Annotated in this window: 23 protein-coding genes and 1 pseudogene; 13 read left to right on the top strand and 11 right to left on the bottom strand. The window is 70.4% G+C overall.

The window, feature by feature from the left end; genetic code table 11:
• Nucleotides 1-4 precede the first annotated feature (4 nt).
• Nucleotides 5-373: a VOC family protein gene (locus DEJ35_RS12125; RefSeq protein WP_110862004.1), complete on the bottom strand. Its 369-nt coding sequence runs from the start codon at nt 371-373 to the stop codon at nt 5-7.
• Between the two features lie 54 nt (nt 374-427).
• Between DEJ35_RS12125 and DEJ35_RS12120 the strand changes: the two genes are divergently transcribed.
• Nucleotides 428-1,069, top strand: a complete 642-nt coding sequence (locus tag DEJ35_RS12120) for a nucleoside/nucleotide kinase family protein (RefSeq protein WP_111192811.1) — start codon at nt 428-430, stop codon at nt 1,067-1,069.
• A 41-nt stretch (nt 1,070-1,110) separates the two neighbouring features.
• On the top strand, nt 1,111-1,944 hold the full coding sequence (locus DEJ35_RS12115; RefSeq protein WP_111192839.1) for an SDR family oxidoreductase: 834 nt from the start codon (nt 1,111-1,113) through the stop codon (nt 1,942-1,944).
• Nucleotides 1,945-2,053: 109 nt separating this feature from the next.
• Here the strand turns inward: DEJ35_RS12115 and DEJ35_RS12110 are convergent, their stop codons facing one another.
• From DEJ35_RS12110 to DEJ35_RS12095, 4 genes are all read right to left on the bottom strand, one after another.
• A complete protein-coding gene (locus DEJ35_RS12110) occupies nt 2,054-3,334 on the bottom strand; it encodes a CynX/NimT family MFS transporter (protein WP_111192810.1) in 1,281 nt (426 codons plus the stop codon).
• Nucleotides 3,331-4,005: an HAD hydrolase-like protein gene (locus DEJ35_RS12105; RefSeq protein ID WP_111192809.1), complete on the bottom strand. Its 675-nt coding sequence runs from the start codon at nt 4,003-4,005 to the stop codon at nt 3,331-3,333. The genes DEJ35_RS12110 and DEJ35_RS12105 overlap by 4 nt, the downstream gene beginning before the upstream one ends.
• Nucleotides 4,006-4,188: 183 nt before the next feature.
• Nucleotides 4,189-4,884 carry an endonuclease NucS gene (nucS, locus tag DEJ35_RS12100; protein WP_111090786.1) on the bottom strand — a complete coding sequence of 232 codons (696 nt, stop codon included), beginning with the start codon at nt 4,882-4,884 and terminating at the stop codon, nt 4,189-4,191.
• A 9-nt stretch (nt 4,885-4,893) separates the two neighbouring features.
• The gene (locus DEJ35_RS12095) at nt 4,894-6,282 is read right to left on the bottom strand and encodes an MFS transporter (RefSeq protein ID WP_258378476.1); all 1,389 of its coding nucleotides are present in this window, start codon (nt 6,280-6,282) and stop codon (nt 4,894-4,896) included.
• Nucleotides 6,283-6,397: 115 nt separating this feature from the next.
• Between DEJ35_RS12095 and DEJ35_RS12090 the strand changes: the two genes are divergently transcribed.
• On the top strand, nt 6,398-7,525 hold the full coding sequence (locus DEJ35_RS12090; RefSeq protein WP_111192808.1) for a substrate-binding domain-containing protein: 1,128 nt from the start codon (nt 6,398-6,400) through the stop codon (nt 7,523-7,525).
• A 224-nt stretch (nt 7,526-7,749) separates the two neighbouring features.
• Here the strand turns inward: DEJ35_RS12090 and DEJ35_RS12085 are convergent, their stop codons facing one another.
• Nucleotides 7,750-8,691: a hypothetical protein gene (locus DEJ35_RS12085; protein WP_146244794.1), complete on the bottom strand. Its 942-nt coding sequence runs from the start codon at nt 8,689-8,691 to the stop codon at nt 7,750-7,752.
• 156 nt (nt 8,692-8,847) lie between these two features.
• Between DEJ35_RS12085 and DEJ35_RS12080 the strand changes: the two genes are divergently transcribed.
• The 5 genes and pseudogenes from DEJ35_RS12080 to DEJ35_RS12075 all read left to right on the top strand — a co-directional run bounded on the left by DEJ35_RS12080 (nt 8,848) and on the right by DEJ35_RS12075 (nt 12,321).
• Nucleotides 8,848-9,324: a substrate-binding domain-containing protein gene (locus DEJ35_RS12080; protein WP_146244793.1), complete on the top strand. Its 477-nt coding sequence runs from the start codon at nt 8,848-8,850 to the stop codon at nt 9,322-9,324.
• Between the two features lie 188 nt (nt 9,325-9,512).
• Entirely contained in the window at nt 9,513-10,148 is a 636-nt protein-coding gene (locus DEJ35_RS17060) for a hypothetical protein (RefSeq protein WP_146244792.1), read from the top strand.
• Nucleotides 10,148-10,468, top strand: coding sequence for a hypothetical protein (locus DEJ35_RS17055; protein WP_146244791.1), 321 nt, complete (start codon nt 10,148-10,150; stop codon nt 10,466-10,468). The genes DEJ35_RS17060 and DEJ35_RS17055 overlap by 1 nt, the downstream gene beginning before the upstream one ends.
• Nucleotides 10,469-11,256: 788 nt before the next feature.
• A pseudogene (locus DEJ35_RS17715) lies at nt 11,257-11,391 on the top strand (DUF4236 domain-containing protein); the annotation flags it as partial.
• A gap of 105 nt (nt 11,392-11,496) precedes the next feature.
• Nucleotides 11,497-12,321 carry a hypothetical protein gene (locus DEJ35_RS12075; RefSeq protein ID WP_258378475.1) on the top strand — a complete coding sequence of 275 codons (825 nt, stop codon included), beginning with the start codon at nt 11,497-11,499 and terminating at the stop codon, nt 12,319-12,321.
• A gap of 123 nt (nt 12,322-12,444) precedes the next feature.
• Here the strand turns inward: DEJ35_RS12075 and DEJ35_RS12070 are convergent, their stop codons facing one another.
• From DEJ35_RS12070 to DEJ35_RS12060, 3 genes are all read right to left on the bottom strand, one after another.
• Nucleotides 12,445-13,617 carry a lipopolysaccharide biosynthesis protein gene (locus DEJ35_RS12070; RefSeq protein WP_146244790.1) on the bottom strand — a complete coding sequence of 391 codons (1,173 nt, stop codon included), beginning with the start codon at nt 13,615-13,617 and terminating at the stop codon, nt 12,445-12,447.
• Nucleotides 13,618-13,667: 50 nt separating this feature from the next.
• Nucleotides 13,668-15,002: an MATE family efflux transporter gene (locus DEJ35_RS12065; RefSeq protein ID WP_111192804.1), complete on the bottom strand. Its 1,335-nt coding sequence runs from the start codon at nt 15,000-15,002 to the stop codon at nt 13,668-13,670.
• A gap of 158 nt (nt 15,003-15,160) precedes the next feature.
• Nucleotides 15,161-16,498 (bottom strand): uracil-xanthine permease family protein, encoded by a 1,338-nt coding sequence (locus tag DEJ35_RS12060; protein WP_111192803.1) that lies wholly within the window; start codon nt 16,496-16,498, stop codon nt 15,161-15,163.
• Between the two features lie 81 nt (nt 16,499-16,579).
• On the opposite strand from DEJ35_RS12060, the gene DEJ35_RS12055 reads away from it, so the two are divergent.
• The 3 genes from DEJ35_RS12055 (at nt 16,580) to DEJ35_RS12045 (ending at nt 19,954) form a co-directional block, all read left to right on the top strand.
• Nucleotides 16,580-18,544 carry a M13 family metallopeptidase gene (locus DEJ35_RS12055; protein ID WP_111192838.1) on the top strand — a complete coding sequence of 655 codons (1,965 nt, stop codon included), beginning with the start codon at nt 16,580-16,582 and terminating at the stop codon, nt 18,542-18,544.
• On the top strand, nt 18,544-19,482 hold the full coding sequence (locus DEJ35_RS12050; RefSeq protein ID WP_111192802.1) for a serine hydrolase: 939 nt from the start codon (nt 18,544-18,546) through the stop codon (nt 19,480-19,482). The genes DEJ35_RS12055 and DEJ35_RS12050 overlap by 1 nt, the downstream gene beginning before the upstream one ends.
• A 196-nt stretch (nt 19,483-19,678) precedes the next feature.
• Nucleotides 19,679-19,954 (top strand): hypothetical protein, encoded by a 276-nt coding sequence (locus DEJ35_RS12045; RefSeq protein WP_110862033.1) that lies wholly within the window; start codon nt 19,679-19,681, stop codon nt 19,952-19,954.
• Nucleotides 19,955-19,957: 3 nt separating this feature from the next.
• Here the strand turns inward: DEJ35_RS12045 and DEJ35_RS12040 are convergent, their stop codons facing one another.
• Both DEJ35_RS12040 and DEJ35_RS12035 read right to left on the bottom strand, forming a co-directional pair.
• Complete coding sequence (locus tag DEJ35_RS12040) at nt 19,958-20,356, bottom strand: NUDIX domain-containing protein (RefSeq protein ID WP_111192801.1); 399 nt, start codon at nt 20,354-20,356, stop codon at nt 19,958-19,960.
• A 35-nt stretch (nt 20,357-20,391) separates the two neighbouring features.
• A complete protein-coding gene (locus DEJ35_RS12035; protein ID WP_027467024.1) occupies nt 20,392-21,714 on the bottom strand; it encodes a glutamyl-tRNA reductase in 1,323 nt (440 codons plus the stop codon).
• 38 nt (nt 21,715-21,752) lie between these two features.
• On the opposite strand from DEJ35_RS12035, the gene hemE reads away from it, so the two are divergent.
• Both hemE and DEJ35_RS12025 read left to right on the top strand, forming a co-directional pair.
• Entirely contained in the window at nt 21,753-22,889 is a 1,137-nt protein-coding gene (gene hemE / locus DEJ35_RS12030) for a uroporphyrinogen decarboxylase (RefSeq protein WP_111192800.1), read from the top strand.
• Nucleotides 22,886-24,202: an NAD(P)/FAD-dependent oxidoreductase gene (locus DEJ35_RS12025; RefSeq protein ID WP_258378474.1), complete on the top strand. Its 1,317-nt coding sequence runs from the start codon at nt 22,886-22,888 to the stop codon at nt 24,200-24,202. Before hemE ends, DEJ35_RS12025 begins: the two co-directional genes overlap by 4 nt.
• Nucleotides 24,203-24,249: the final 47 nt, after the last annotated feature.

Genomic DNA, 24,249 nt, shown 5'->3' with positions numbered 1-24,249 from the left:
GGCGTCACTCCTCGATGACGCTGAGGACGTTGCCCGACGGGTCGGTGAACCAGGCGATGAGCGGCCCGCCCCTCCGGTTCACGCCCCGGTCGTCGGTCATCCCCTCGTACTGCAGGAACACGACGCCCTTCGCGGTGAGCTCGTCGACCGCGGCGTCGATGTCCGGCACCGGGAAGTTCAGCACGGTGAAGGCCGCGGGTTCGTGACCGGGGCCCTTCGGGTAGACGAGCACCTGGTGTCCGCCGCCGAGCTGCAGGAAGAGCATGCCGTGGTCCTCGGTGACCTCGACCCCCAGGACGTCCTCGTAGAACGCCTTCGCCTCGGGCACGTCGCGCACCGAGAACCCGCTGAACGCCTTCGTCGCATCGACCATGCGGCAAGTGAACCACCGCGGTCCGGCGTCGGTGCGCTCTGCGAGGATGAAGTCGTGAGCGACTCCGGCACGACCGTCGACCAGGCCGTCGAGCGCGCCCTCGAACTGGCCAGCTCGAACCGCCGCACGGTGCTCGGGATCGCCGGAGCACCGGGTGCCGGCAAGTCCACGCTCGCCCGCCGCATCGTCACCGCAGTCGACGACCGCCTCGGTGCCGGTACGGCGGTGCAGGTCCCGATGGACGGCTTCCACCTGTCGAACGCGGCGCTCGACGCTCTCGGCCGGCACGACCGCAAGGGCGCGGCGGACACCTTCGACGCCGACGGGTACGTCGCGCTCGTCCGCCGACTCGTCACCGCCGACGAGGACGTGGTGTGGGCGCCGGACTTCGACCGTCGCGTGGACGAACCCGTCGCCGGCAGCATCGCGGTGCCCCGCGCAGCCCGACTCGTGGTGTCCGAGGGCAACTACCTGCTCGACGACACCGCACCGTGGTCGGCGCTGCCGGCGCTCTTCACCGAGACCTGGTTCTGCGCCGTCGCCGACGACGTGCGGCTCGACCGTCTGGTCGGCCGGCACATGCGGCACGGCCGCGACCACGACGCCGCCCGCGCGTGGGCGGTGGAGGTGGACGGCGTGAACGCCGCGAGGGTCGCGCCCACGGTGAGCCGGGCCTCCAGGACGGTGTGGACGTGACCAACGACGACAACCACGCGACACCGACACGAGGAGCGACCATGACCATCGCCATCACCGGCGCGACCGGCAACATCGGGGGCGCCGTGAGCGCGGCGCTCGCCGCGGACGCCGTGCCGTTCCGGATGCTCGTGCGCGACGCCTCGCGTGCGCCGGAGCTGCCCGGCACCGAGGTCGCCGTCGCGACCTTCGCCGATGCCGACGCGAGCCGGAACGCGCTGCAGGGCGTCGAGGTGCTGCTCATGGTCTCGGCGGCCGAGGCCCAGGACCGCCTCGACCAGCACCGGGCGTTCGTCGCCGCGGCGGCGGACGCGGGCGTGCGGCACGTCGTCTACACGTCGTTCCTCGGCGCGGCTCCCGACGCGACCTTCACGCTCGGACGCGACCACTGGGCGACGGAGCAGGCGATCCGCGAGAGCGGGATGGCGTTCACGTTCCTGCGCGACAGCTTCTACCTGGACTTCGTCGAGGACCTGGTCGGCGAGGACGGCGTGATCCGCGGCCCGGCCGGCGACGGCGCCATGGCCGCGGTGGCCCGTGCCGACGTCGCCCGCGTCGCGACCGCCGTGCTCCACGACCCGGACGCCCACCGCGACCAGACGTACGAGCTGACCGGCCCCGAGGCGATCACCCTCGCCCAGGCGGCGGCGATCGTGTCCGAGGTCCGCGGTCGCACGGTCAGCTACCACCCGGAGACGCTCGACGAGGCGTACGCATCACGTGCGCGGTGGAACCCGGAGCCGTGGCAGGCCGACGCCTGGGTGAGCACCTACACGGCCATCGCCGAGGGGGCGCTCGCGCACGTGTCCGGCGACGTCGAACGCATCACCGGCCGTCCGCCGATGTCCCTGCGCGAGGTGCTCGCCGCGGGCTGAGCCGCACGCGCGTGGCCGGCGCCGTGCTTGGTGAGCAGAAGGTGTCGGGTCGGCCGCGGGCACCCGACCGTTCCTGCTCACGAAGCGGCGCACGTGCCGACGTCCTCGGTCAGGACACCCGTCGCGCGGCGAACGTCCCGACGACACCGAGGGTGAGCACCGCGACGAGCACGACGAGCAGCGGTGCCGTCCAGGTCCCCGTCGCTCCGTGCAGCGCACCGGCGACGAGCGGCCCGGCCGAGCCGAGCAGGTACCCGCCGCCCTGCACGAACGCGGACATCCTGCGGGCGTCGGCATCGCTCGAGACGATCCGCACGATCACGATGAAGATCACGGTGATGCCGCCACCCTGGGCAGCGCCACCGAGCACCGACCACAGCAACCAGAGCTGCGGGGCGAACAGCAGCCCGAGCGGCATCGCCAGCCACAGGGTGCCGACCAGGGCGATGATCGCCGCCGGACGCCACCGGGTCGCGAGCAGCGGGACACCGAGCGCCCCGACGACGGCCAGGATCTGGAACACCGACGAGCTCGCGCCCGACGACGCCTTCGAGAAGCCGATCTCGTCGTGCAGCAGCGTCGGGATCCACGCGGTCAGGGCGTAGTACGAGAACGCCTGACCGCCGAACGCGAGCGTCAGGCCCCAGGTGATGAGCCGCCGTGCCGGTCGGATGGGCTCGGCGGCGGCGACCCGTGCGGCCGCGGCGGCGCGGGCCGTCCGGATCGCCCCGGTGTCGAGCACCTGGTCGATCGGACCCGTGACGGGCAGCGGCTCGTCCCGCTCGGACGGGAGCGGGCGGCGCCAGGCCGCGCGAGCACCGACCGCGTAGGTCCAGGCAGCGGCGGCGATGAGTGCGAAGACCGCCCAGATCGCGATGGCGACCGGCCAGCCCCACAGGGCTGCCAGGGGAGCGGTGCCGAGCGACATGATCATCGACCCGACGTTGAGCGCCGACGTGTAGACGCCGGTGACCAGGCCGACGCGCTCCGGCGAGGTGTCCCGCCGGATGACCACCGGGATCACCACGTTGCCGATCGTGATGCCGATGCCGATGACGGCGGTGCCGATCAGCAGCGCCGCCGACGAGGGCATCGAGCGCAGGACGGTGCCGGCGAGCACGATGACGAGCGACAGGGACACCGCGCGCTCCGGGTCGGCCTTCGCGATGACCCAGCTGGCGAACGGCGTCGCGAGGGCGAAGCACAGCACCGGGATCGTCGTCAGCAGCCCGGCGATCGTCGCGGTCAGGCCGAGGTCGGCGCGGACGTCCCCGATGACCGGTGCGGTCGCGACGATCGGGCCGCGGAAGTTCAGTGCGATCAGGACGATGGCCGCCGGCAGCAGCCAGCCGGCCCCGCGGAGCCCCCGCCGGACGACGTCGCCGCTCATGCGGACGGTGTCGCGGACGGCAGCAGGATCGGCAGCAGGTCGAGCGGGGTGGCGGCGCGGGCGATGGTGCCCTCGGCCTCGTCGGGGGAGCCGTAGCCCCACTCGGCGAAGACGACCGGGACGCCGTGCGCGGTGGCGCCCTCGACGTCGTGCTTCCGGTCGCCGATCAGCACCGGGCGGGTGATGTCGAAGCCGTGGGCATCGAGTCGTCGCAGTGCCTCTTCGACGACGTCGGCCTTGCTCGACCGCACCTCGTCGTCGCTGGCACCCGTGATGATGTCGATGTCCCCGGTGAGCCCGTAGTGCTCGAGGATGTAGGTCGCCGGCGTCTCCGGCTTGCTCGTCGCCGTCGAGATCGGCAGCCCCGCCTGGTGCAGGGTGCGCAGCACGACGTCGATGTCCGGGAACATCTCGGAGTCGAGCGCCCCGTGCGAGAAGTAGTGCTCGCGGTAGACGGCGAGGGTGTGGTCGGCGAGCTCCTCGTCCATGCCCATCGCGACCCGGAACGTGTCCATGATCGGCGGACCGACGAACGACATCAGGGTGTCGTGGTCCGGCACCGGGACGCCGACGGTGCGGAAGGTGTGCGTCAGGCTCTCGAGGATGCCCGGCGCGGAGTCGCTGATGGTGCCGTCGAGGTCGAACAGGATGGCGGAGAACGGGCTGGTCATGTCCTGTCCACCCTAGCCGGGCCGTGGCGGCGACCATCCGGGATCCGTCGGCGGCGGGGCGGGGGTGCGCCGTGCCTCCAGGCCGGTCCGTCCGTTCGGAACCAGGTTCCGGACACAGAACCGTGGACAAGCGCGGTGTGGTGTCCGGAACCTGGTTCCGCGGGAGGGGGAGACGTGGTCCGCTCAGAACAGGCGGGTGTGCCCGCCCTCGATGCCGCGCATCGCGTCGTAGTCGAGCACGAGGACGCGGATGCCGCGGTCTTCGGCGAGGGTGCGCGCCTGCGGTGCCACCGTCTGCGCCGCCAGCACGCCCTGCACCGGACGCAGGTGCGGGTCGCGGTTCATGAGCTCGAGGTACCGGGTGAGCTGCTCGACCGCGTCGATGTTGGCGTTGCGCTTCATCTCGACGGCGACGCTCGCTCCCGCGTCATCGCGGGCCAGGATGTCGACCGGCCCGATCGCCGTCATGTACTCGCGGCGGACCAGGGTGTGGCCCTCTCCGAGCAGCTCGATCTGCTCGGCCAGGAGTTGCTGCAGATGCGCCTCGACGCCGTCCTTCACCAGGCCCGGGTCGACGCCCAGGTCGTGGGTCTCGTCGGCGATGACCTCGTACAGGGAGACGATGAGCTTGTCCTGCGTCTTCTTCTGCGTCACCGTCCACACCTGCGTGATGCCCGCGCTCGACTGCTCGTCGTCCGGCTCGGTGATCTCGATCGAGCAGGGCGGGCTCATCCAGTTCAGCGGCTTGTAGCTGCCGCCGTCGGAGTGCACGAGCAGGGAGCCGTCCGCCTTGAGCATGAGCAGGCGGGTCGCGAGCGGCAGGTGGGCGGAGAGCCGGCCCGCGTAGTCGACGGAGCACCGGGCGATGACGAGACGCACCCCGGAAGCCTAACCGGCGTCGTGGCCCCGGGCCGACGGCACGTCGGTGCGGGCACCGCCACCGTCGACGTCGTCGCTGCTGTCGCGGGTGCTGGCAGCGTCGGTTGCGATGGCAGCGCTGGCAGCGCTGTCGACCTGGAGGCGCGGCTCGCCTCCGCCGTCCACGTCGCCCGTGCTGCGGGTCGGGCGGGCGGCGGCGCCGGTCTCACGAGCGGCGCCCGACGCGAGTCCGGCCGCGATGATGAACACGAAGACGATCAGCAGCCCCCCGAGCAGGCCGATCTCCTCGCCGAGGAACCCGATCAGGGGCGGCCCGGCCAGGAACGCCACGTAGCCGATCGTCGCGACGGCGCTGACCCTGGCGGCGGCGGTGCGGGGGTCGTCGGCAGCGGCGGACATGCCCATCGGGAAACCGAGGCTGGCACCGAGACCCCAGAGCACGACGCCCACGATCGCGAGCGGCACGTTGTCGATGAAGATGAGCATGCCGAGGCCGACCACGGCGACGGCGGCGCTGATGCGCAGGATCGGCACGCGGCCGAACTTGTCGATCAGCGGGCTGCCGGCGACGCGGCCGGCGGTCATCGCGGCGAGGAACACCGTCAGCACGGCAGCCCCGCCGGCGTTGTCGAGCCCGTGGCCGTCGATCATCGCGAGGGGCAGCCAGTCGTTCGCGGACCCCTCGGCCAGCGCCATGCCGAGCACGATCACGCCGATGAGCAGGGTGGAGGGCTGTGCCCAGACCTGCCAGCGGGTGAGCGGGGTCGCGATCGGGCTGGTGTCGGTCGACACCGGCTGCTCGAAGCGGTGCTCGTCCTGGAACTTCGTGACGGCGACGAGCATGGCGGCGCTCGTGATGACGACGAGCACGATGAAGTGCCACGAGACCGGGATCTCGAGCTTCTCGGCCAGGGCGCCGAGGCCCGCGCCGGCGAGCGTGCCGAGGCTGAACGCGGCGTGGAACAGCGGCATGATCGTGCGCCCGCCGGCCTTCTCGGCGGCGGCGCCGGAGACGTTCATCGACACGTCGCACAGTCCGTTGCCGAAGCCGAACGCGATGAGCGCGATCCAGATGGCGGCGAAGCCCCACCCGAGCGTGACCGCGACTCCCGCGAAGACCATGCCGACCGCCAGGCACGCCGCAGCCACCTGCACGCCCCGGCGAGCACCGAGCTTGGCGACGATGTGGCCGGCGAAGGTCAGACCGCCGATGGAGCCGACGGCCATGCCGAGCACGAGCAGGCCCATCTCGAACGTGCTCGCCCCGAGGGAGTCGCGGACGCTCGGGATTCGGCCCAGCCACGTCGCGATGTCCAGCCCGGACAGGGTGAACACGACGAACACCGCGATGATCCAGGCCTTGGTGGTCGGGACGGTTCGGGTGGACGGCGTCGTCATGGTGGTTCCCATCGTGCTGCGGCGCGCGCGGTGCTGCGCGTTCTGGTGCGTGTCGGTGCTGGTCTTGCGGCTGTCGAATCGATTCGACTGCTCGTTCCGGCTACGCTAACGGGCGATGGACGAACCGGCAACAGGACCCGGCGCGTCGCCTTCCCGTGGTGGCGTCACCCGCTCGTCGCGCCCGACGCTCGCGGCGGTCGCCCGTGCCGCCGGTGTCGCGCCGTCGACGGCGTCGCTCGCGTTCAGCGGCCTCGGCCCGGTGTCCGAGGACGCCAAGGCCCGCGTGCTCGCCGCCGCCGCCGACCTCGGTTACGGCGGCCCCGACCCCCGTGCTCGCTCGCTGCGCCGCGGTCGTTCCGGCGTCATCGGCGTCGTGATGGACGAGCGCCTGAGCGATGCGTTCCGTGACCCGGTCAACGTCCTGACACTGGACGGCATCGCCGAGGTCGCGGGTGCTGCAGGTGCCTCGCTGCTGCTCGTGCGGAGTCCACTCGACGACGAGCAGGGTGCCGGCCCGCTGGTCGACGCCCCGATGGACGCCGTCGTGCTCGTCGGGTGCAACGTCCGGATCGACCCCGCCGTCGCGGTGCTGCGGCGTCGGCAGATCCCGGTCGTCGCGATCGAGGCGGACGAGATCGAGGGCGCTGTCCCCGTCCAGCTCGACAACCGCGATGCCTCACGCCGCGCTGCCGCCTACCTGCAGGACCTCGGGCACGCCGCCGTCACCGTCGTGACCCTGCCCCTCGACGCCGCACGCCGACGCGGCCCGATCGACGCTGCTCGCCAGGCCGAGGGCATCGCCTTCACCACGCTCGAACGACTGCGTGGTGTGCGAGAGGTCTACCCGGACGCCGTCGCGATCGAGACCGCCGGGAGTTCGGTGGAAGAGGGGCGTCTCGCCGGCACCGAGCTCTTCGCAGCCGATGGCCCCCGCCCCACCGCCGTCGTCGCGCAGAGCGACCTGATCGCCGTCGGCGTGATCGCGGCCGCGCTCGACGCCGGACTCCGTGTCCCCGAGGACGTCAGCGTCGTCGGCTTCGACGGCATCACGGTGGACGACAGCCTGCTCCACCGCACCCCGATCCGGCACCTGACCACCCTGGTGCAGCCCTTCGTGCAGAAGGGCCAGGCCGCAGCCCGTGCCGCTCTGGCCATGCTCGAGGGGGCGGAGCCGCAACCGGCGTCGTTCACGTCGGAGTTGCGGGTGGGGGACACGACGGGGCCGCCGCCCCCTTCGCGCTGATCTCACGTCGTCCGAATACGCCGTACCGAGGACCCGGCGCACGGTGGACCGGTTCCGTGTGCGCCTTCAGCGTCCGAACTTGCCGGTGGTGCGGTTCGACTCCCAGCGGTCGAGCTGGTGCAGGCCGTTCCGTGCTCGCCGGACCCACTTGGCCCTTCAAGTGCTGACCAGCACGAAAACGCCTCCCGGCGCGCACTGCGCTGGGAGGCGTCTTCTTGCAGCGGCTACGCGGCCGCCACGTTCGAGAACTTCGCAACGAACTCCGGCGAGAGGCCGTAGAACGTTTCGGTCAGGTTGGCCTTCGAAAGGCACGAACCATCGTCCGGCACCATTGCGGCGGTGAACTTGACGGTCTGTCCTTCGTTCATGGCAACTAAGCCGTTGAAGAACGGCGCGCTCGGGTCGATAAGCGTCTGATCTACCGCATCGGAGAAGGCATTGTTCCAAGTCTTGATCGTGACGTCGTCGGCGATCTCGATCTCGACGTAGGCCTTCCCTTCGCCGTTCGCTCCGATACTGGTGATCTTCCCGGTCCAGTCGGTGGCCGTCCCATCGCCCAACGTCGCGCACAGCGCGGCGTCACGGTTGCGGACGAACTGGGACCGTTGCAGATCGGTAGACGCATCTCCTAGCGCAGCGCGTGTGTCGACGATGGACTTCGCGAACGCTTGCTCGTCAGCCGGTTGCGTGCCGTACTCGGATGCTGGAGCGGCTGCCGGAGCTGCGGCACTTGTCTTGGGTGCGGCCGGCTTGGATGTTTTCGAGGGCTTGGGCGCAGCCTCGGACGGCTCCGCGGGCTTCGCAGATGTGGCAGGGGACTTCTGCGCGGCGTCCACACCGTCTTCAAAGCCACCCGAAGAGGCGCCGGCACTCGCAATGCTGACGGCGATTGCCACGACCATCGCCGCGCCACCTTCGATGAGGCCTGCTGTAGCCCGTCCGCGCGGAGCGCCGCTCTTTCGCATCCCGATGATGCCAAGGATGATCGCAAGAATCGCGAACAGCCACGCGCCGAAGGACAAGCCCGGAATGATCGCGAACACCGCTGCGATGATGCCCAGCACCATCGCCGCCGTCCCCAGCCCGTTCCGTGGCTTCTGCGGCTGCGGACCCGGATACTGAGCGGGCGGGCCCTGGTACGGCGGAGGGGTCATGGGATTCGACATGAAGTCAGAGTGCAACGCCTGAGAAGAGACTGGGAGCCCCAACCCTGGGGACATTGCGGTTTCCGGCTGCCCTGCTTCCCATCCGGAGGGTGCTGCGAAGGGTCCTAACGTTTCCGCTCAGGGCGTTGCAGCCTCGCAGCTCGACGTTCACGTCCGGTGTGCTCACGGCTCCAGACGCCCTGCGCCAGTCGAGAGCAACCGAACGACTGCGTGGCGTGCGGGGGTCGACCCGGAAGCCGTCGCGATCGAGACCGCGGGCAGCTCGGTGGAACAGGGACGTCTTGCCGGCAGCGAGCTCTTCGCACCGGACGGCCCCGCCCCACCGCCGTCATCGCCCAGAGTGAGCTGATCGCCGTCGGGGTCATTTCGGCCGCAATCGATGCCGGACTCCGGGTCCCCGAGGACCTCAGTGTCGTCGGCTTCGACGGCATCACGGTGGAGGACAGCCCGCTCCACCGCAGGCCGATCAGGCGCTTGACCATCCCAGCGCAGCCCCTCGTGCAGACGAGCCAAGCCGCAGCTCGCACCGCCCTGGCCATGCTCGAAGGCCCAGAGCCGCAGCCGGCGTCGTTCACGTCGGAGTTACGGGTGGGGGACACGACCGGACCACCGCCAGCTCCGGGTACTTACTAACGGAAGCGACACACCCTGCTCCGTGTGGCATCGGGTCAGGTCGCTTGCACGGCGCTGTGGCGGAAGCGCCTTGGTGCGCCCGAGAATGACGCCCGTCCGCGCGGGCGACGAAGTGGCGTTGAGGTGTACCCAAGACACCGTCACTCGATGGGATGCCACTCCCCAACCGACATGAGCAACCCTCGTTGATGGGTGATACTGGACTCGGCCAAGGAGGGCACAGTGAGTTCAACGAGCAACGAGGCGAACGGCGAGCATGGCGATGGGGGCGACCAGGCTTTAACGCGTTCAAAGCGCGCGATGACCTGGCGAAGTACGGGTCGAACGCATTACTTCTTTTCTTAGCCCAGATCCGGCTAGGTGTCGATGACATTGAGGCGTTTGCGACAAATGCTCTGACGGATCATAGCAACGACAAGAAGGCGGACCTGGTTGCGGTTGTCCGGGACGGTGCGAAAGTAGTCATTGGGCAAGGCTATTTCCGCGAGAAAGAAGATAAGCCAGCCGCACCTGAGGATAAAGCAGCCGACGCCAACACAGCGGTAAGCTGGCTTATCGCTGGTCCGCTTGAGTCTGTTCCAGGGACGCTACGCGGTGCCGCGCAAGAAGTGCGCGCTGCACTGGAGGCGGGGACCGTCACTGAATTTGAAATTTGGTACTCGCATAATCTCCCTGAGTCCAAGAATGTGCAGCGCGAACTCGACCAGGCTGCACTGACGGCCGACGCTTTGATAAAGCGAGAATCGCCATTGCGGAAACTGAACGCACCGATGCTCAGAAAAAGCATGCCGAGTTTTTCCGTGGGCGCGGCTCGAATCTACTGATGTTGGCGGCAATTGGTTCCTGCTTCGAGACGGTAATCGGTCGTCCCATTGCAGATCGAACTGAACTCAAATTCAAGAAGAATGTCTCACCAATCGAGGCGGCGGAGGCATGGCAGCCACTGGTTGACACACTCTTAGCTTTTTCGGCTCAGTTGGTGCCCGCTACTAATCAAGGTCTCAAGTCCAGCGAACGAGTTGCTCGTGCGATCGAGGGCTTCTCTGCGATGGTCGAGGCCACTCGTGCCGCCAACCCCGCGCCGTTCAATAATTTGGCTGAGTCAACTCTGCCTGCTGCAAGTATGCCGAAGGTGGCAACCTGATTGGCGCTTTGAGAATGCCGGCATAAGCGTTCGGCACCTGCCAGTTGCCCGCGGACGGCTTTAGGGGTTGGTAAAAGTGGTGCCTCGCTGGTCTCCAAGAGGACGCTGATGCGGGCAGGACGCGCACGGAGGTTTGAGTCGCGTACGGGACGCTTGCGGGAGCGCCTGATCGGCGGCTTGGGGGACTCGACCGATCAGCGTGTTCCGGACCATCGGTTCGGGTGTCGGGAGGACGCCGTGGGCACAGGCTGTTTCGCCTGAGCCCACGGCACGTTCTACTTGCAGCGATCGCAGCGGCGCCAGCCGTTAGTGCCGGGCTGCCTGTTGTGGGAGGGAATCTGTCGTCCTACGGGGCAGTCGTTGTCCACGTGGTGGACATCGGGGTCCGATTGGTTCGTCGAGTGGTACGCGGCAACTCGCATGATTGGCTCCTTTGCCATCAGTGCTCACGGACGTGAGCTAGGCCAGATGCTACGGACAGCTTCCGACACGGCCGGCAAGTGCCCGGTGACGGCTCTGTTTCAGATCATGACCAGCGTCTCTTCCCTCATATTTCGGTGCCCCGGCTAGCTGGATGGGGGCGCCGTAGTGAGAGCGCCCTCTCTCTGGTGGTGCGCTCTCTATGAGGTGGACACATCAACAAGGAGGAAGTCGGACCGCCGCCGCGATCGCAGGGAAGCTCCCCCAGATGAGGGGGCAAGGGTGCCCGAAGCGTGCAGTAACGGGATTCATCACTCGCCTCCGAGGCTGTCGCACTGCATCATGAGCGGGAACCTAGGGAGGGGAACATGGGGATCTCGATCCGCAAGAGTGTGAAGGCTGGGCCGCTGCGGTTCAACCTTTCAAAGTCAGGCATCGGCGTCAGCGCGGGATTGCCGGGGCTTCGTGTTGGTTCCGGGCCCCGGGGGAACTACGTACGGGTTGGTTCCAGTGGAGCGATGTACCTGTCATCCAGAACCGCGCGTAGTAGCTCCAGAGTCGAGGCGCCCCCAGTCCCACCTGTGCCGTGGAACCCAGCTGAAGTCCTCATGGACGACACCAGCGGGCTGTCCGCTCTCGAACTCCGACCCACTGGGGGTGACGACATCGTGCAGCAGCTCAACGAGGCTGCTCGACGACCCCGCTGGGGCTGGATCGCTGCGATCGTCGCGTTCGTGATCGGGGCGGCACTCATGCCGTGGGGTCTCATCGTCTGGGCTCTCGCCATCCCCGGCTGCTGGTGGCTCTTCCTCCGTGACGGACTTCGGAAGAACGTCGTCCTCTTCTATGACCTCGAGGGCAGCGCAGCTCTTTGGTTCGACCGTTTTGTCACCTCGTGGGACGCAACGTCGAGCAGCGACAAGCTGTGGCGAACCGTCCAGTCAGGCCAAGTCCAGACCACCTACCAGCACAAGGTCAACGCCGGCGTCGGGTCCATCGTTCAACGAGTCACCGCCGAGGCGAGGATCCAGCAGCCGAAGTACCTGTCCACGAATATCGACATTCCGACCGTCCGGGCGGGGAAAGAGGTGCTCTACTTTCTGCCGGATCGGCTCCTCGTGGGTTCCGGCAAGCGCTACTCGGACGTCAGCTACCGGCACCTGACAGTACGGCGCTCAGCGACCCGCTTCGTTGAACAACCCGGACAAGTGCCGAAAGACACCCAGCTGATCGGCGAGACCTGGCAGTACGTCAACGTCAAAGGCGGCCCTGACCGGCGTTTCAAGAACAATCCCACTCTTCCCGTCGTGCAATACGGACAGCTCGACATCAGCACCGCGCAAGGCTTGTTCTGGAGCGTGCAGTCCTCACGTGTTTCCGCCCTCGATGAAGCTGGCTCACTCCTCGGGACGGCGCCTCATCGACGCGAGTAGCTTGTTGCTGCGCTGATACAGCGGCGCCAGTTCGGCGTAGCTGATGGTCAGGTGTCGTGAGGTGTCATCGGTGTTGTGAACTCCCTTGGACTGGTGCCTCCGCGTGATCAGGCGTAGCTCGGCTCAGCGCCGCCGCACCCCGAGCCCCACCACCGCAACCAGGTTCACCGCACTCCCCACCAGGAATCCCGTGGTCCCACCCGCGACACCTGCGACGGGTCCGAGCACGGCCATGAGCCCAGCCCCGACGACGAACCCGGCGACCGAGGCAAGGGCAACCTGGCGCGAGCGTCCAGCGGCGAGCAGCAACGCCGCCGGCACGAGCCCGACGGTGAACACCCACACCGCGACCATCAGGTACCGCAGGTCGGCGACGGCAGCGGCCCCCTCGGCGGGGTAGACGATCGGCAGGAACCACCCGGCGAGCAGGGCGACCAGGCCGAAGACGACGGCGGATGCTGCAGCGAACCCGACGACGAGCAGCAGGGCGCCGCGGGAGCGCAACGATCCGCCGTCGGTCCGGTGCGCGAACGCCGGAACGAGCACCTGCCCCAACGCCTGTCCGAGCATCGACGCCGGTGTCGCCAGGGTGAACGCGGCGGCGTAGACACCGGCGTCGTGCGCCGAGGACGTCACCTGCGCCGAGATCATCGTCAACTGCAGCAACCCGTTCGAGGTCACCACGGCCAGGACGTTCCACGCTGCGAACCCGAGCACCCCGGCGGCGGGTTCGCGCGAAGTCGGCGAGAAGCCGTTGCCCCGCGGCCAGCACGCGATCGCGAACACCGTGTACCCGATGGCCAGGGGCAGCAGCACGAAGGGCTCGAGGCGGGCGACGCACGCCACCACGAGCAACCCGAGCGCCAGCACGCTCGTCACGGAGTCCCAGAGCGCGACCCGCGGGGCCCGGTCGTAGCCGAGCTGCGCGCCGCGGGCGTAGCAGTAGAGGCCGTAGCCGACGACGACCGCGGCACCACCGAGCACCATGCCGGGGCCGTTGCCCCAGGCCAGCGCGATCGGCACGGTGACCGCCGCGAGCACCACGCTCGACACCAGCATGGACACCCCGAGCAGCCGGTTCACCGCGGCGTCGGAGCGCCGGCCCCGCAGCGCGATCGCCAGGAACCGTGACGCGGTGTTGCCCGCGGCGTTCGGCCAGAGCAGCGCGACGAAGACCGAGAGCGACAGCAGGGCGGTGGTCTGCCCGAGGGTCTCGGTGCCGAACACCCGACCGACGACGACGGTCACGAGCAGCTTCGCGACGCCCTGCACGCCGATGCCGACCGTGGCGAGCACGGCCGACGAAGCCACCGAGGATGACGGCGCCGCAGAAGCAGCAGACCCGCTCACCGCGCCAACGCCTGTTCCACCCAGCCGCGCCGGTGCGCCCGCACCCCGAGCGTCACCGCCCGGACCCCGATGTACCCGAGGGCGAACGCCGCCCACAACCCCGCGAGCGTCCCGCCTGCCCACCAGAGCAGCGGCAGGTAGACGACGAGGTTCAGGCCTCCGGCGATTGCCAGGTACCGCGCGTCCCCGGCGCCGATCAGCACCCCGTCGAGCACGAAGACGTACCCGGCGACGGGCATCCCGACGGCGATGAGCACCAGCACGACGGGCAGGGCGTCCCGCACCGCCTGCGAGTCCGAGAACACCGGCCCGAGCACCCCGCTCACCGCCAGGGTCAGCACTCCGAGCAGCACACCACCGGCTATCCCGAGCAGCACGAGCCGTCGCGTCACCAGTCGCACCCGCTCCGGGTCCCGCCCGCCGAGCCCGTGTCCGACCAGTGCCTGCCCGGCGATCGCCAGGGCGTCGAGCGCGAACGCCAGCGTCGAGAAGACGGTCAGCCCGACCTGCGTCGTCGCCAGCCCGGTGGTGCCCAGGCCGGCAGCGGCACCGACAGTGGCGAGCATCGCGATCCGCAGCGACGCGGTCCGCAGGAACAGCCATGCCCCAGACCGCAGGGCCCGGGCGACGCCCGAGGCGCCGGGTCGCAGCGGCGCCCCCGACGACCGAGCGGCCCGCACCGCGATGCGCACGTAGACGACGGCCATCGCCCACTGCACGATGACGGTGCCGGCGGCGGATCCCTCGACACCCCAGCCGGCGCCGTAGATCAGGACGGCGTTGAGCAGCCCGTTCGCGACGAACCCGATGGTCGCGACGACGAGCGGGGTCTTGGTGTCCTGCAGCCCACGCAGCAGTCCGGTCGAGGCGGTCACGACCAGGATGCCGGGCAGCCCGATCAGCGAGATCGTCAGGTACGCGGTCGCTGCCGCCGACACCTCGGCCGAGGCGCCGAACAGGTCGACGAGCGGTCCGGCGAGCGGCCACCCGACCAGCGCCAGCAGCACCCCCAGCACGAGTGCGAGCCACATCCCGTCGATGCCAGCGTGCACGGCTCCGCGTCGGTCGCCACCACCGAGCGCGCGCGCCACGGCCGGGGTCGTCGAGTACGCCAGGAACACCAGCAGCCCGGTCACCGTCGACAGCACGGCGCTCGCGAGCCCGACGGCCGCCAGCGGCGTCGCACCGAGGTGCCCGACGAGCGCGGTGTCGGTCAGCAGGAACAGCGGCTCGACCACGAGTGCGCCGAGCGCCGGCACCGCCAGCCGCACGATGTCGCGGTCGACCGCGCGCCGCTCAGCGGTCGCCGCAGGTCGCGTCGGTCGTTGCACCGACCCATTCTGTCGGCGATGCCGACCCGTCGTGGTCGCCAGGCGGGGTGGGCACGACCCCGTGACGGACTGGAGGCTCGTGACGGCGCCGCCACGGGCCTCCAGTCCGGTGGTCCCACGTCGTCAGGCCGGACGCGCGTTCCGGCCGACCACTTGCGTCAGTCGGCGCGCGGTTCCGCGGGGACGGCGCCGTTGGCGGCGTGCGCGGGGTCGGAGACCTCGGTCGACGGCTCGTCGGTGCCACGGGCCCGGCCGATGACGTCCATCACGTGGTAGACGACGATCGCTGCGATGGTGCCGACGATGATGCCGCCGAAGCTCGCCTGGCCGAAGCGGAACGTGAAGTCGGCGATGCCGATGATCAGGGCGATGCCGGCCGTCAGCTGGTTCTTCGGCTTCGAGAAGTCGACGCGGTTCTCGACCCAGATCCGGATGCCGATGACGCCGATCAGGCCGTAGAGCGCGGTGGTGGCGCCGCCGAGCACGCCGGCCGGAACCGAGGAGATGACCACGCCGATCTTCGGCGACAGGCCGAGCAGGACGGCCGCGATGGCGGCGACCCAGTAGGCGGCGGTGGAGAAGACGCGGGTGGCGGCCATCACGCCGATGTTCTCGCCGTAGGTGGTGGTGGCGGAGCCGCCGCCGACGCCCGCGAGCACGGTCGAGATGCCGTCGGCGAAGAGCGCGCGACCGGTGAGCGGCGTGAGGTCACGGCCGGTCAGCTGTCCGACGCCCTTGACGTGCCCGACGTTCTCGGCGACCAGCGCCAGGACGACCGGCACGAACGCCAGGTAGATCGCGAGCTGCGACGGGTCGAACGCGGGCGCGGTGAAGTCCGGCAGACCGATCCACTTCGCCTCACCGACCTTCGAGAAGTCGACCTGGCCGCCGATGAGCGCGGCCACGTAGCCGATCAGGACGCCGATGACGATCGACAGCCGGCCGATCAGGCCCTTGAACAGGACGGTGACCAGGATGATCGCCGCGAGGGTGATGAGTGCGATGACCGGGGACGCCGTGAAGTTGTCGCGGGCGGCCGGTGCCAGGTTGAAACCGATCAGGGCGACGATCGCGCCGGAGACCACCGGGGGCATCAGGCGGTCGATCCAGCCGGCTCCGGCCAGGTGCACGACGAGGCCGACGATCGCGAGCAGCGCGCCGACGACGATGATGCCGGACAGGGCGAGCGGGATGCCGCCGATCTCGGTGGCAGCGCCGATCGGGGCGATGAACGCGAACGACGACCCGAGGTAGCTCGGCAGGCGGTTGCCCGTGATGAGCAGGAACAGGATCGTGCCGATGCCGCTGAACAGCAGCGTCGTCGACGGCGGGAACCCGGTGATCAGCGGCACCAGGAACGTGGCGCCGAACATCGCGACGACGTGCTGCACGCCGAGGCCGATCGTCCGGGGCCAGGTGAGTCGTTCGTCCGGTGTCACGATCGTCGTCGCGGAGACGGTCTTGCCGTCCCCGTGCAGCTTCCACGGAAGTCCCATGCGATGACCGTACCGGCAGCCGTGCGCCGGTGACGACCCGGATCGGCCTGCCCCATGGGGACGGTGGCTATCGTGGACGACATGACCGACGTCGCACGTGCCTCCGGCATCCACACTGACGAACTCGACCCCGCGGTGCGCCCCCAGGACGACCTGTACCGCCACGTGAACGGGACCTGGATCGAGGCGACGCCGATCCCCGACGACAAGGCCCGGTACGGCTCCTTCACGGTGCTGGCCGAAGCCGCCGAGATCGCCGTGCGCGACATCATCGAGCGCTCGCAGCAGGCCGCCCCCGGCACCGAGGAGCGCAAGGTCGGTGACCTCTTCACCTCGTTCACCGACGAAGCGCGGCTCGAGGAGCTCGGCACCGCCCCGATCGAGCACCTGCTCGCCGAGATCACCGAGATCCAGTCCGTGCGCGAGGTCATCGCCGCCGTCGGCCGCTTCGAGCGCCTCGGCCTGCCGAGCTTCCTGCAGCTCTTCGTCGACAACGACCCGGGCGACCCCGAGTCCTACGTCGTGTTCCTGGAGCAGTCCGGCCTCGGGCTGCCCGACGAGTCGTACTACCGCGAAGAGCGCTTCGCCGACATCCGCGAGAAGTACCGCGAGTTCGTCGCGGCGATGTTCCCGCTCGCCGGCCTCGACGACGGCGGTGCCCGTACCGAGCACGTCATCGCGCTCGAGACGGCGCTCGCCGCCCAGCACTGGGAGAACGTCACCACGCGTGACAGCCAGAAGACCTACAACAAGCTGCCCTGGGCCGAGGTCGCGGCGCTCGCGAAGGGCGTCGACCTGCAGATCTGGTGGCAGGCCATCGAGGCACCGGCGGGCGCCTTCGAGACCGTCGTGGTCCGTGAGCCCTCGTTCATCACCGGCCTGGCCGACCTGCTGAACGACCAGCCGCTCGAGGTCTGGAAGGACTGGCTGCGCTGGCAGGTCATCCGTGGCTCCGCCGCGTACCTGACGAGCGCGTTCTCGGCCACGAACTTCTCGTTCTACGGCACCGCACTCACCGGTGCGCCCAAGCAGCGCGAGCGCTGGAAGCGCGGCGTCTCGCTGGTCGAGGGCGCGATGGGCGAGGCCGTCGGCCGCATCTACGTGCAGGAGCACTTCGACGAGACCTCGAAGGCCGAGATGGACGACCTCGTCGCCAACCTGGTCGAGGCGTACCGGCAGAGCATCACGGGGCTCGACTGGATGACCGACGAGACCCGTGCCCGTGCGCTCGACAAGCTCGACAAGTTCACGCCGAAGATCGGGTACCCGGTGAAGTGGCGCGACTACTCGGCGCTGCCCGTCCGTGCCGACGACCTGGTCGCCAACGTCCGCGCCAACGCCTCGTTCCAGGTCGACCGCGAGCTCGGCAAGATCGGCAAGCCGATCGACCGTGACGAGTGGTTCATGACCCCGCAGACGATCAACGCGTACTACAACCCGGGCTTCAACGAGATCGTGTTCCCCGCGGCGATCCTGCAGTTCCCGTTCTTCGACGCGAGCCGCGACGCCGCCGCGAACTACGGTGCGATCGGGGCCGTCATCGGGCACGAGATCGGCCACGGTTTCGACGACCAGGGCTCGCAGTACGACGGCGACGGCAAGCTCGAGAACTGGTGGACCGAGGCCGACCGTGCCGCGTTCGAGGAGCGGACGAAGGCCCTCATCGCCCAGTACGACGCCCTGGTGCCGACCGAGGTGCCCGACGGTCACGTGAACGGCGCCCTGACGATCGGCGAGAACATCGGTGACCTCGGTGGCCTGTCGATCGCGTGGAAGGCGTACCTGCTCTCCCTCGACGGCCAGGAGCCCCCGGTCGTCGACGGCCTCACCGGTGCCGAGCGCTTCTTCCTGAGCTGGGCACAGGCCTGGCGCATGGCGATCCGCCCGGAAGAAGCGGCTCGTCTGCTGTCGATCGACCCGCACTCGCCCAACGAGTTCCGCTGCAACCAGGTCGTGCGGAACATCGACGTCTGGTACGACACCTTCGGCGTGACCGAGCAGGACGCGATGTACCTCGACCCCGCCGAGCGCGTCGCCATCTGGTGATGACGGAGCCGGACGCGGCCCGGTCGTCGCGCCGCCGGCGACCGGACGACCGCCCAGCAGGTGGCGGCCGCGGTCGTGGGCGGCACAGCGGCCGGTCCGACGACCGCTTCACCGCCACCACCGAGGCCCTCGGTGCCCTCGCGCTCGAGGGTGCCGGGGTCAGCGCCTCGGTGATCGACACCTCGAGCGGCAAGGCCCTGCTCGCGATCGACGACACCCTGGTGCAGCCGGTCGCGAGCCTGGGCCGTGTCCTGCTGCTCATCGAGGTCGCCGCCCAGCTCGAGGACGGCCGCCTGCACGGTGACCGACTGCAGCGCATGGCCCGCGACACCGCGACCGGCGCCGGCCTGTGGCAGTTCCTGCAGGAGCCGACCATGCAGGTGCCCGACCTGGCGACCCTGGTCGGGGCCAGCGCCGACGCCTGGGCCATGAACGCACTGCTGTCGACCGTGGGGATCGACGCCGTCCGTGAGCGCGCGGAGTCCCTGGGCATCGAGCGCACCGCGTTGATCGACCGCGTGCGGGACCGCCGCGGACCGGACGACGCCCCCGACGCCTCCGTCGCACCGACCGGGGAGCTGTCGTGGGTGATGCGCGGACTGGCGCTCGGCGAGGTCGTCGACGAAGCGGTGTCGAACCGGGTGCTCGGCTGGTTGTCCCTGGCGAGTGACCTGAACCTGGTCGCCGGCTCCTTCGGGCTCGACCCCCTGGCGCACCGGGCGCTCGACCACGGGCTGCAGGTCGTCGCGGTCACCGGGTCGAGCACCGGCGTGCGGGCCGAGGCGGGGATCCTGCGGGGGCCCGGGTCGTCGGTCAGCTACGCCGTGACGGTGACGTTCGACGACGCCTCGTTGCAGCGGCGGTTGGCCGTCGTCGAGGCGCTGCGGACCATGGGCACCGAGGTGCTCGAGGCCGTGCACGCCCCGGCTCGTCGCTGAGGGCGCTCGCCGCCGCCCGTGCCGAGTCTCGGCCCGGCGGACCGATCACTGGCGGAGCGACGGCGAAACTGTCCGCGGGGTCGAGACTCAGGGAGCGTGCTGCCCCTCCGGCACCGGACGCCGCATCCGGTTCGGTCGGCGTCCAGGGACCACGGGCACACTCCGAGACAAGCAACCCGAGCAGCGGAGGTCGGACATGACGGGCAAGCACGAACAGGCACGAGGCGACGAGGGTCGCGCGGACGGGGTCGAGCCCCGCGCCGGAGCCTTCACGGACAGCGAGATCCCGGGCGAGGAGCCCGTCGAGTCGACGGAGCCCGTCGGCGAGTTCGTCTCGAGCGACATCCCTGGCGAGACGCGTCCGACCGGAGCCGGACCCGACGGCGAGTACGTCGACTCGGAGATCCCCGGAGAGGCCGAGCCGGCCCAGAACGGCGAGGTCGGGGAGTACACCGACACCGACAAGGCCTGACGGTCAGTCGATCAGCTCCGCCGCCACCAGGCGGCGGAGCGTCTCCACGCCCGCAGGCGGGCAGCGGTCCGCGTCGGCGGAGGTGACCCACTCGACCTCGTCCACCTCGGCCGAGGCGACGGGCGTGGCGGAGTCCAGCGGGCCTCCCGCGCGGACCAGGAACAGGGTCATCGCGACCATGGTCCCCGGAGCCTGCCCGTGGGCGGGCTCGAGCACGACGCCGAACGGATCGACGTCGGCGGCGGTGAGCCGCAGGCCGGTCTCCTCGTACGCCTCGCGCACGGCGGCCTCGACGTCGGTCTCGTGCGGCTCCGCCTTGCCGCCGGGCAGGTAGAGCACGTCGCGCGCCCTGGCGCGCACCATCAGGACACGTCGGTCACGCACCAGCAACAGCGCACTCACGCGCAGCGTGGGTGGTTGAGGAGCGGCCTGGAGGCTCAGCTCGCGTCCGCCTGGTCGTCGCGATCCGAGGCGGTCGGGTCCAGTGCCGTGCGGTCGGCGAGCGGGACGACGGGCGACGGCAGCTCCGGCTCGGCCGCGGGCCGGACGCCGTACAGGGAGTCGATCGCCCCGACGAACTCCTCGCCGCGACCGGCGCGACCGAGCTCACGGGCGCGGACCGATGGCCGGTGCAGCAGGACGCCGACCAGGTGCCGGAGTGCCCGCTCGGTGTGCTCGACGGACTCGCCGTCGGCGTCCGCGCGGCGCTTGGCCCGCTCGATCTCGTCGTCGAGGATGTCGAACACGTGCTTGCGGAACGCCACGAGCGCCGGGGTCGTCGACTGTTCCATCGCCTGGGCGCGGAACCGGGACACGGCGTCGTCGACCATCGCGCGGGCCTCGGACTCGGCGTTCAGCTCGGAGATCGGGGCGTGGATGCTGATCGTCTCGAGGTCGAGCAGCTCGACGCCGTCGACTCCGGCGGCTGCGGGGTCGACGTTGCGGGGGAGCCCGAGGTCGATGACGATCCGACGGACCCCGTCGTCGAGGTCGGCCGGTGCGACGACCGGGACCTCGCTCGAGGTGCAGGTGATCAGGACGTCGCTCTCGCCGATGGCCTGGCGCAGGTCGCGGGCGGCGACGAGGTCGTGCTTGGCGGCGAACCAGGGCGCCCGGCCCGAGGGCGAGAACACCTGGATGTTCGTGGCGCCGCGGTCACGCAGGGCGGCGATGGTGGTGGCCGCGTAGCTGCCGGTGCCGACGAGCAGCACGCGGGTGCGGGCCCAGTCGGTGACCCGTGACGAGGCGAGTTCGAGGCCGAGGCGCACGAGCGACCGGCCGGCGGCGCCGATGCGGGTGCGGGTCTTGACGCCGCGCGAGGTGTGCGCGGCCTCTTGGAACAGGCGCTCGAGGTCCGAGGTGGTGGTGCCGTTCGACCGCGCGTCCTCGAGCGAGCGACGGACCTGGCCGGAGATCTCGGTCTCGCCGACGACGACGGACTCGAGACCGCTCGACACGGCGAACAGGTGCTGCACGACGTCCTTGCCGTCCAGCACGTTGACGGAGTCGAGGACCTCGGTGGCGTCCAGGTCGCTCGCGGCGGCCACGGCCTGCACGGTGGCAGAGACGGCGGAGTCGCTCTCGTCGCCTGCGATGTCGAGGTACGCCTCGAAGCGGTTGCAGGTGGCGAGCACCACGGCACCGTCCAGGACGCCGGCATCCGTGACGAGTCGGCTGGCTGCCGCGGGTGCACCGATGCTCAGTCGCTCCAGGAGATCAAAGCTGGCGTTGCGATGCGACGCCGTGAGACAGATGAGCACGTAGTCAATGGTAACGCGCTCGATGGGAGAATCATCCGGTGACCGAAGCGACGACCACATCCCTCCCCGACTCCCACCCCCTGGCATCAGGGCGGACGAGTGGTTCCCGCCTGGTACGGGCCCTGCGGGGTGACCGTCCGGAGACGCTCCCGGTGTGGTTCATGCGCCAGGCCGGACGGTCCCTGCCGGAGTACCGGGAGCTCCGGGTCGGCACAGCCATGCTCGACGCGTGCCTCGACCCGGAGATGGCGTCGGAGATCACCCTGCAGCCGGTGCGCCGGCACGGGGTCGACGCGGGCATCTTCTTCAGCGACATCGTCGTGCCGATCAAGCTCGCCGGCGTGGACGTCGAGATCGTCCCCGGTCGTGGCCCGGTGCTCTCGTCGCCGATCCGCACCCCCGCCGACGTCGACGCCCTCGAGCAGCTCGACCCCGCGGCCCTCGCCCCCATCGAGCAGGCCGTCCGACGCACGGTCGAGCAGCTCGGTGACACCCCGCTGATCGGCTTCGCGGGGGCGCCGTTCACCCTCGCCGCCTACCTGGTCGAGGGTGGCCCGTCCAAGGACCACATCCGCGCCCGCACGCTCATGCACGCCGACCCCGAGACCTGGTCGCGGCTGCTCGCCTGGGCCGCCGAGGTGTCCGGGATGTTCCTCCGGGCACAGGTGCTCGCCGGGGCCTCGGCCGCGCAGCTCTTCGACTCGTGGGTCGGGTCGCTCTCCCGCGCCGACTACGTCCGGTCCGTCGCACCGCACTCCGCCCAGGCGATGTCGCACGTCGCCGAGCTCGGGGTGCCGCGCATCCACTTCGGCGTCGGCAGCGGTGAGGTCCTGGCCGACATGACGACCTTCGGCACGGACTCCGTGGGCGTCGACGCGGTCGGGGTCGACTGGCGCCTGCCGCTCGACCAGGCCGTCCAGCGCGTCGGCACCGGGGTCAGCGTGCAGGGCAACATCGACCCGGCGATGCTCTCGGCGCCGTGGGGTGTCCTCGCAGCGCACGTCCGCGACGTCGTCCGTCGGGGCGGTGCCGCACGGGCCCACGTCGTGAACCTCGGCCACGGCGTCCCGCCCGAGACCGACCCGGACGTCCTGACCCGGGTGGTCGAGCTGGTCCACTCGCTCGGCGACGGCCGCGCGGACGGCGGCGCAGCGCAGGACGGAGCCGGCGCGTGACCGACGTCGTCGTGGTCGGCGGTGGGGTCGCCGGGCTCGTCACCGCCCGTGACCTCGCCAAGGGCGGCGCCCACGTGGTGCTCGTCGAGTCCTCGGGCGAGCTCGGCGGCATGATCCGTCGGCACACCGTCGGCGGGATCGACCTGGACATGGCGGCCGACTCGTTCGCCACCCGCACGGACGCCGTCGGCCGCCTGGCGATCGAGCTCGGGCTCGGCAACGACGTCGTCGCCCCCGACCCCCGCGGTGCCTGGCTGATGACCCGCGACGGCCGGACCTCCCCGATCCCGGCGACCGGGCTCCTCGGCATCCCGAGCACCCCGATGGCCGCGGACGTGCTGGCCGTGGTCGGGCAGAAGGGCGGCCTGCGCGCCCAGATGGACTCGCTGCTGCCGGCACCGGTGGGCGCCAAGGCCTCCTCGCTCGGCGAACTCGTCCGTCGGCGCATGGGGGAGCGGGTGCTCGACGACCTCGTGGTGCCGATCGCCGGTGGCGTGCACTCCACCCACCCCGACCAGCTCGACCCCGACCGGGTGGCTCCGGGCCTGCGCGCCGCACTGCTCCGCGAGGGCTCACTCGCCCGGGCGGTCCTGTCGCTGCGGGCACGCGCGGCCGCCGGCACCCCGGTGCAGGGGATCCGCGGCGGGACGGTGCGCCTGGTGGACGAGCTCGTCGCCGACATGGAGACCTACGGGGTGGACGTCCGGCTGCACACCCGGGCGACCCGCATCGAGGCGCACGCGGTCGAGATCGTCAGCGCCGACGGCACGAGCGAACGGCTGCCCGCCCAGCACACCCTGTCGTCCGTCGCCGACCCGGAGCGCACCGCCGCCCCCGACCGGACCGGTATCCAGCTCGTCACGCTCGTCGTCGACCAGCCGGAGCTCGACGCCGCCCCGCGTGGCACCGGGATGCTCGTGCACCCGGACGCCCAGGCGGTGTCGGCGAAGGCCCTCACGCACGCGACGGTGAAGTGGCCGTGGCTGGCCGACGCGGCGGACGGACGCCACGTCCTGCGGCTCAGTTACGCGACCACCTCGACGGACCCTGCGGGCGTCGCCACGAGCCTCCCGGTCGACCCGACCGACCCCGTCGGCAGCCGCGCGCTGCAGGACGCGTCCACGCTGCTCGGTGTGCCGATCACGGCCGACCGCGTCAGCGGCGCCGCACGCGTCGGCTGGTACGGGCCGGACCTGACCGCGGCCGGGCTGGCCGAGGGCGTCGTCGGGATCGGTGAGGCCTCCACCGGACGGGGCCTGGCGGGGATCATCGCCGCTGCTCGGAAGGCAGCCGACGAGATCCTCGGTTCCTGAGCGGACCGCGCAGCCCCTGAGGGCTACTGTTGGTCAGACCGCCGGAC

This window comes from Curtobacterium sp. MCPF17_051, from assembly GCF_003234595.1.
GTDB classification, from domain to species: Bacteria; Actinomycetota; Actinomycetes; order Actinomycetales; family Microbacteriaceae; genus Curtobacterium; species Curtobacterium flaccumfaciens.
The sequence above is the reverse complement of the archived record's forward strand: the minus strand, read 5'-3'. Positions and strand labels throughout refer to the sequence as shown.

Coding starts and splice junctions, on each gene's coding strand:
- DEJ35_RS12125 (WP_110862004.1), bottom strand. CDS start 373: ATGGTCGATGCGACGAAGGCGTTCAGCGGGTTCTCGGTGCGCGACGTG.
- DEJ35_RS12115 (WP_111192839.1), top strand. CDS start 1,111: ATGACCATCGCCATCACCGGCGCGACCGGCAACATCGGGGGCGCCGTG.
- DEJ35_RS12110 (WP_111192810.1), bottom strand. CDS start 3,334: ATGAGCGGCGACGTCGTCCGGCGGGGGCTCCGCGGGGCCGGCTGGCTG.
- DEJ35_RS12105 (WP_111192809.1), bottom strand. CDS start 4,005: ATGACCAGCCCGTTCTCCGCCATCCTGTTCGACCTCGACGGCACCATC.
- DEJ35_RS12095 (WP_258378476.1), bottom strand. CDS start 6,282: ATGACGACGCCGTCCACCCGAACCGTCCCGACCACCAAGGCCTGGATC.
- DEJ35_RS12090 (WP_111192808.1), top strand. CDS start 6,398: ATGGACGAACCGGCAACAGGACCCGGCGCGTCGCCTTCCCGTGGTGGC.
- DEJ35_RS12085 (WP_146244794.1), bottom strand. CDS start 8,691: ATGTCGAATCCCATGACCCCTCCGCCGTACCAGGGCCCGCCCGCTCAG.
- DEJ35_RS17060 (WP_146244792.1), top strand. CDS start 9,513: ATGGGTGATACTGGACTCGGCCAAGGAGGGCACAGTGAGTTCAACGAG.
- DEJ35_RS17055 (WP_146244791.1), top strand. CDS start 10,148: ATGTTGGCGGCAATTGGTTCCTGCTTCGAGACGGTAATCGGTCGTCCC.
- DEJ35_RS12075 (WP_258378475.1), top strand. CDS start 11,497: ATGGACGACACCAGCGGGCTGTCCGCTCTCGAACTCCGACCCACTGGG.
- DEJ35_RS12060 (WP_111192803.1), bottom strand. CDS start 16,498: ATGGGACTTCCGTGGAAGCTGCACGGGGACGGCAAGACCGTCTCCGCG.
- DEJ35_RS12055 (WP_111192838.1), top strand. CDS start 16,580: ATGACCGACGTCGCACGTGCCTCCGGCATCCACACTGACGAACTCGAC.
- DEJ35_RS12050 (WP_111192802.1), top strand. CDS start 18,544: ATGACGGAGCCGGACGCGGCCCGGTCGTCGCGCCGCCGGCGACCGGAC.
- DEJ35_RS12045 (WP_110862033.1), top strand. CDS start 19,679: ATGACGGGCAAGCACGAACAGGCACGAGGCGACGAGGGTCGCGCGGAC.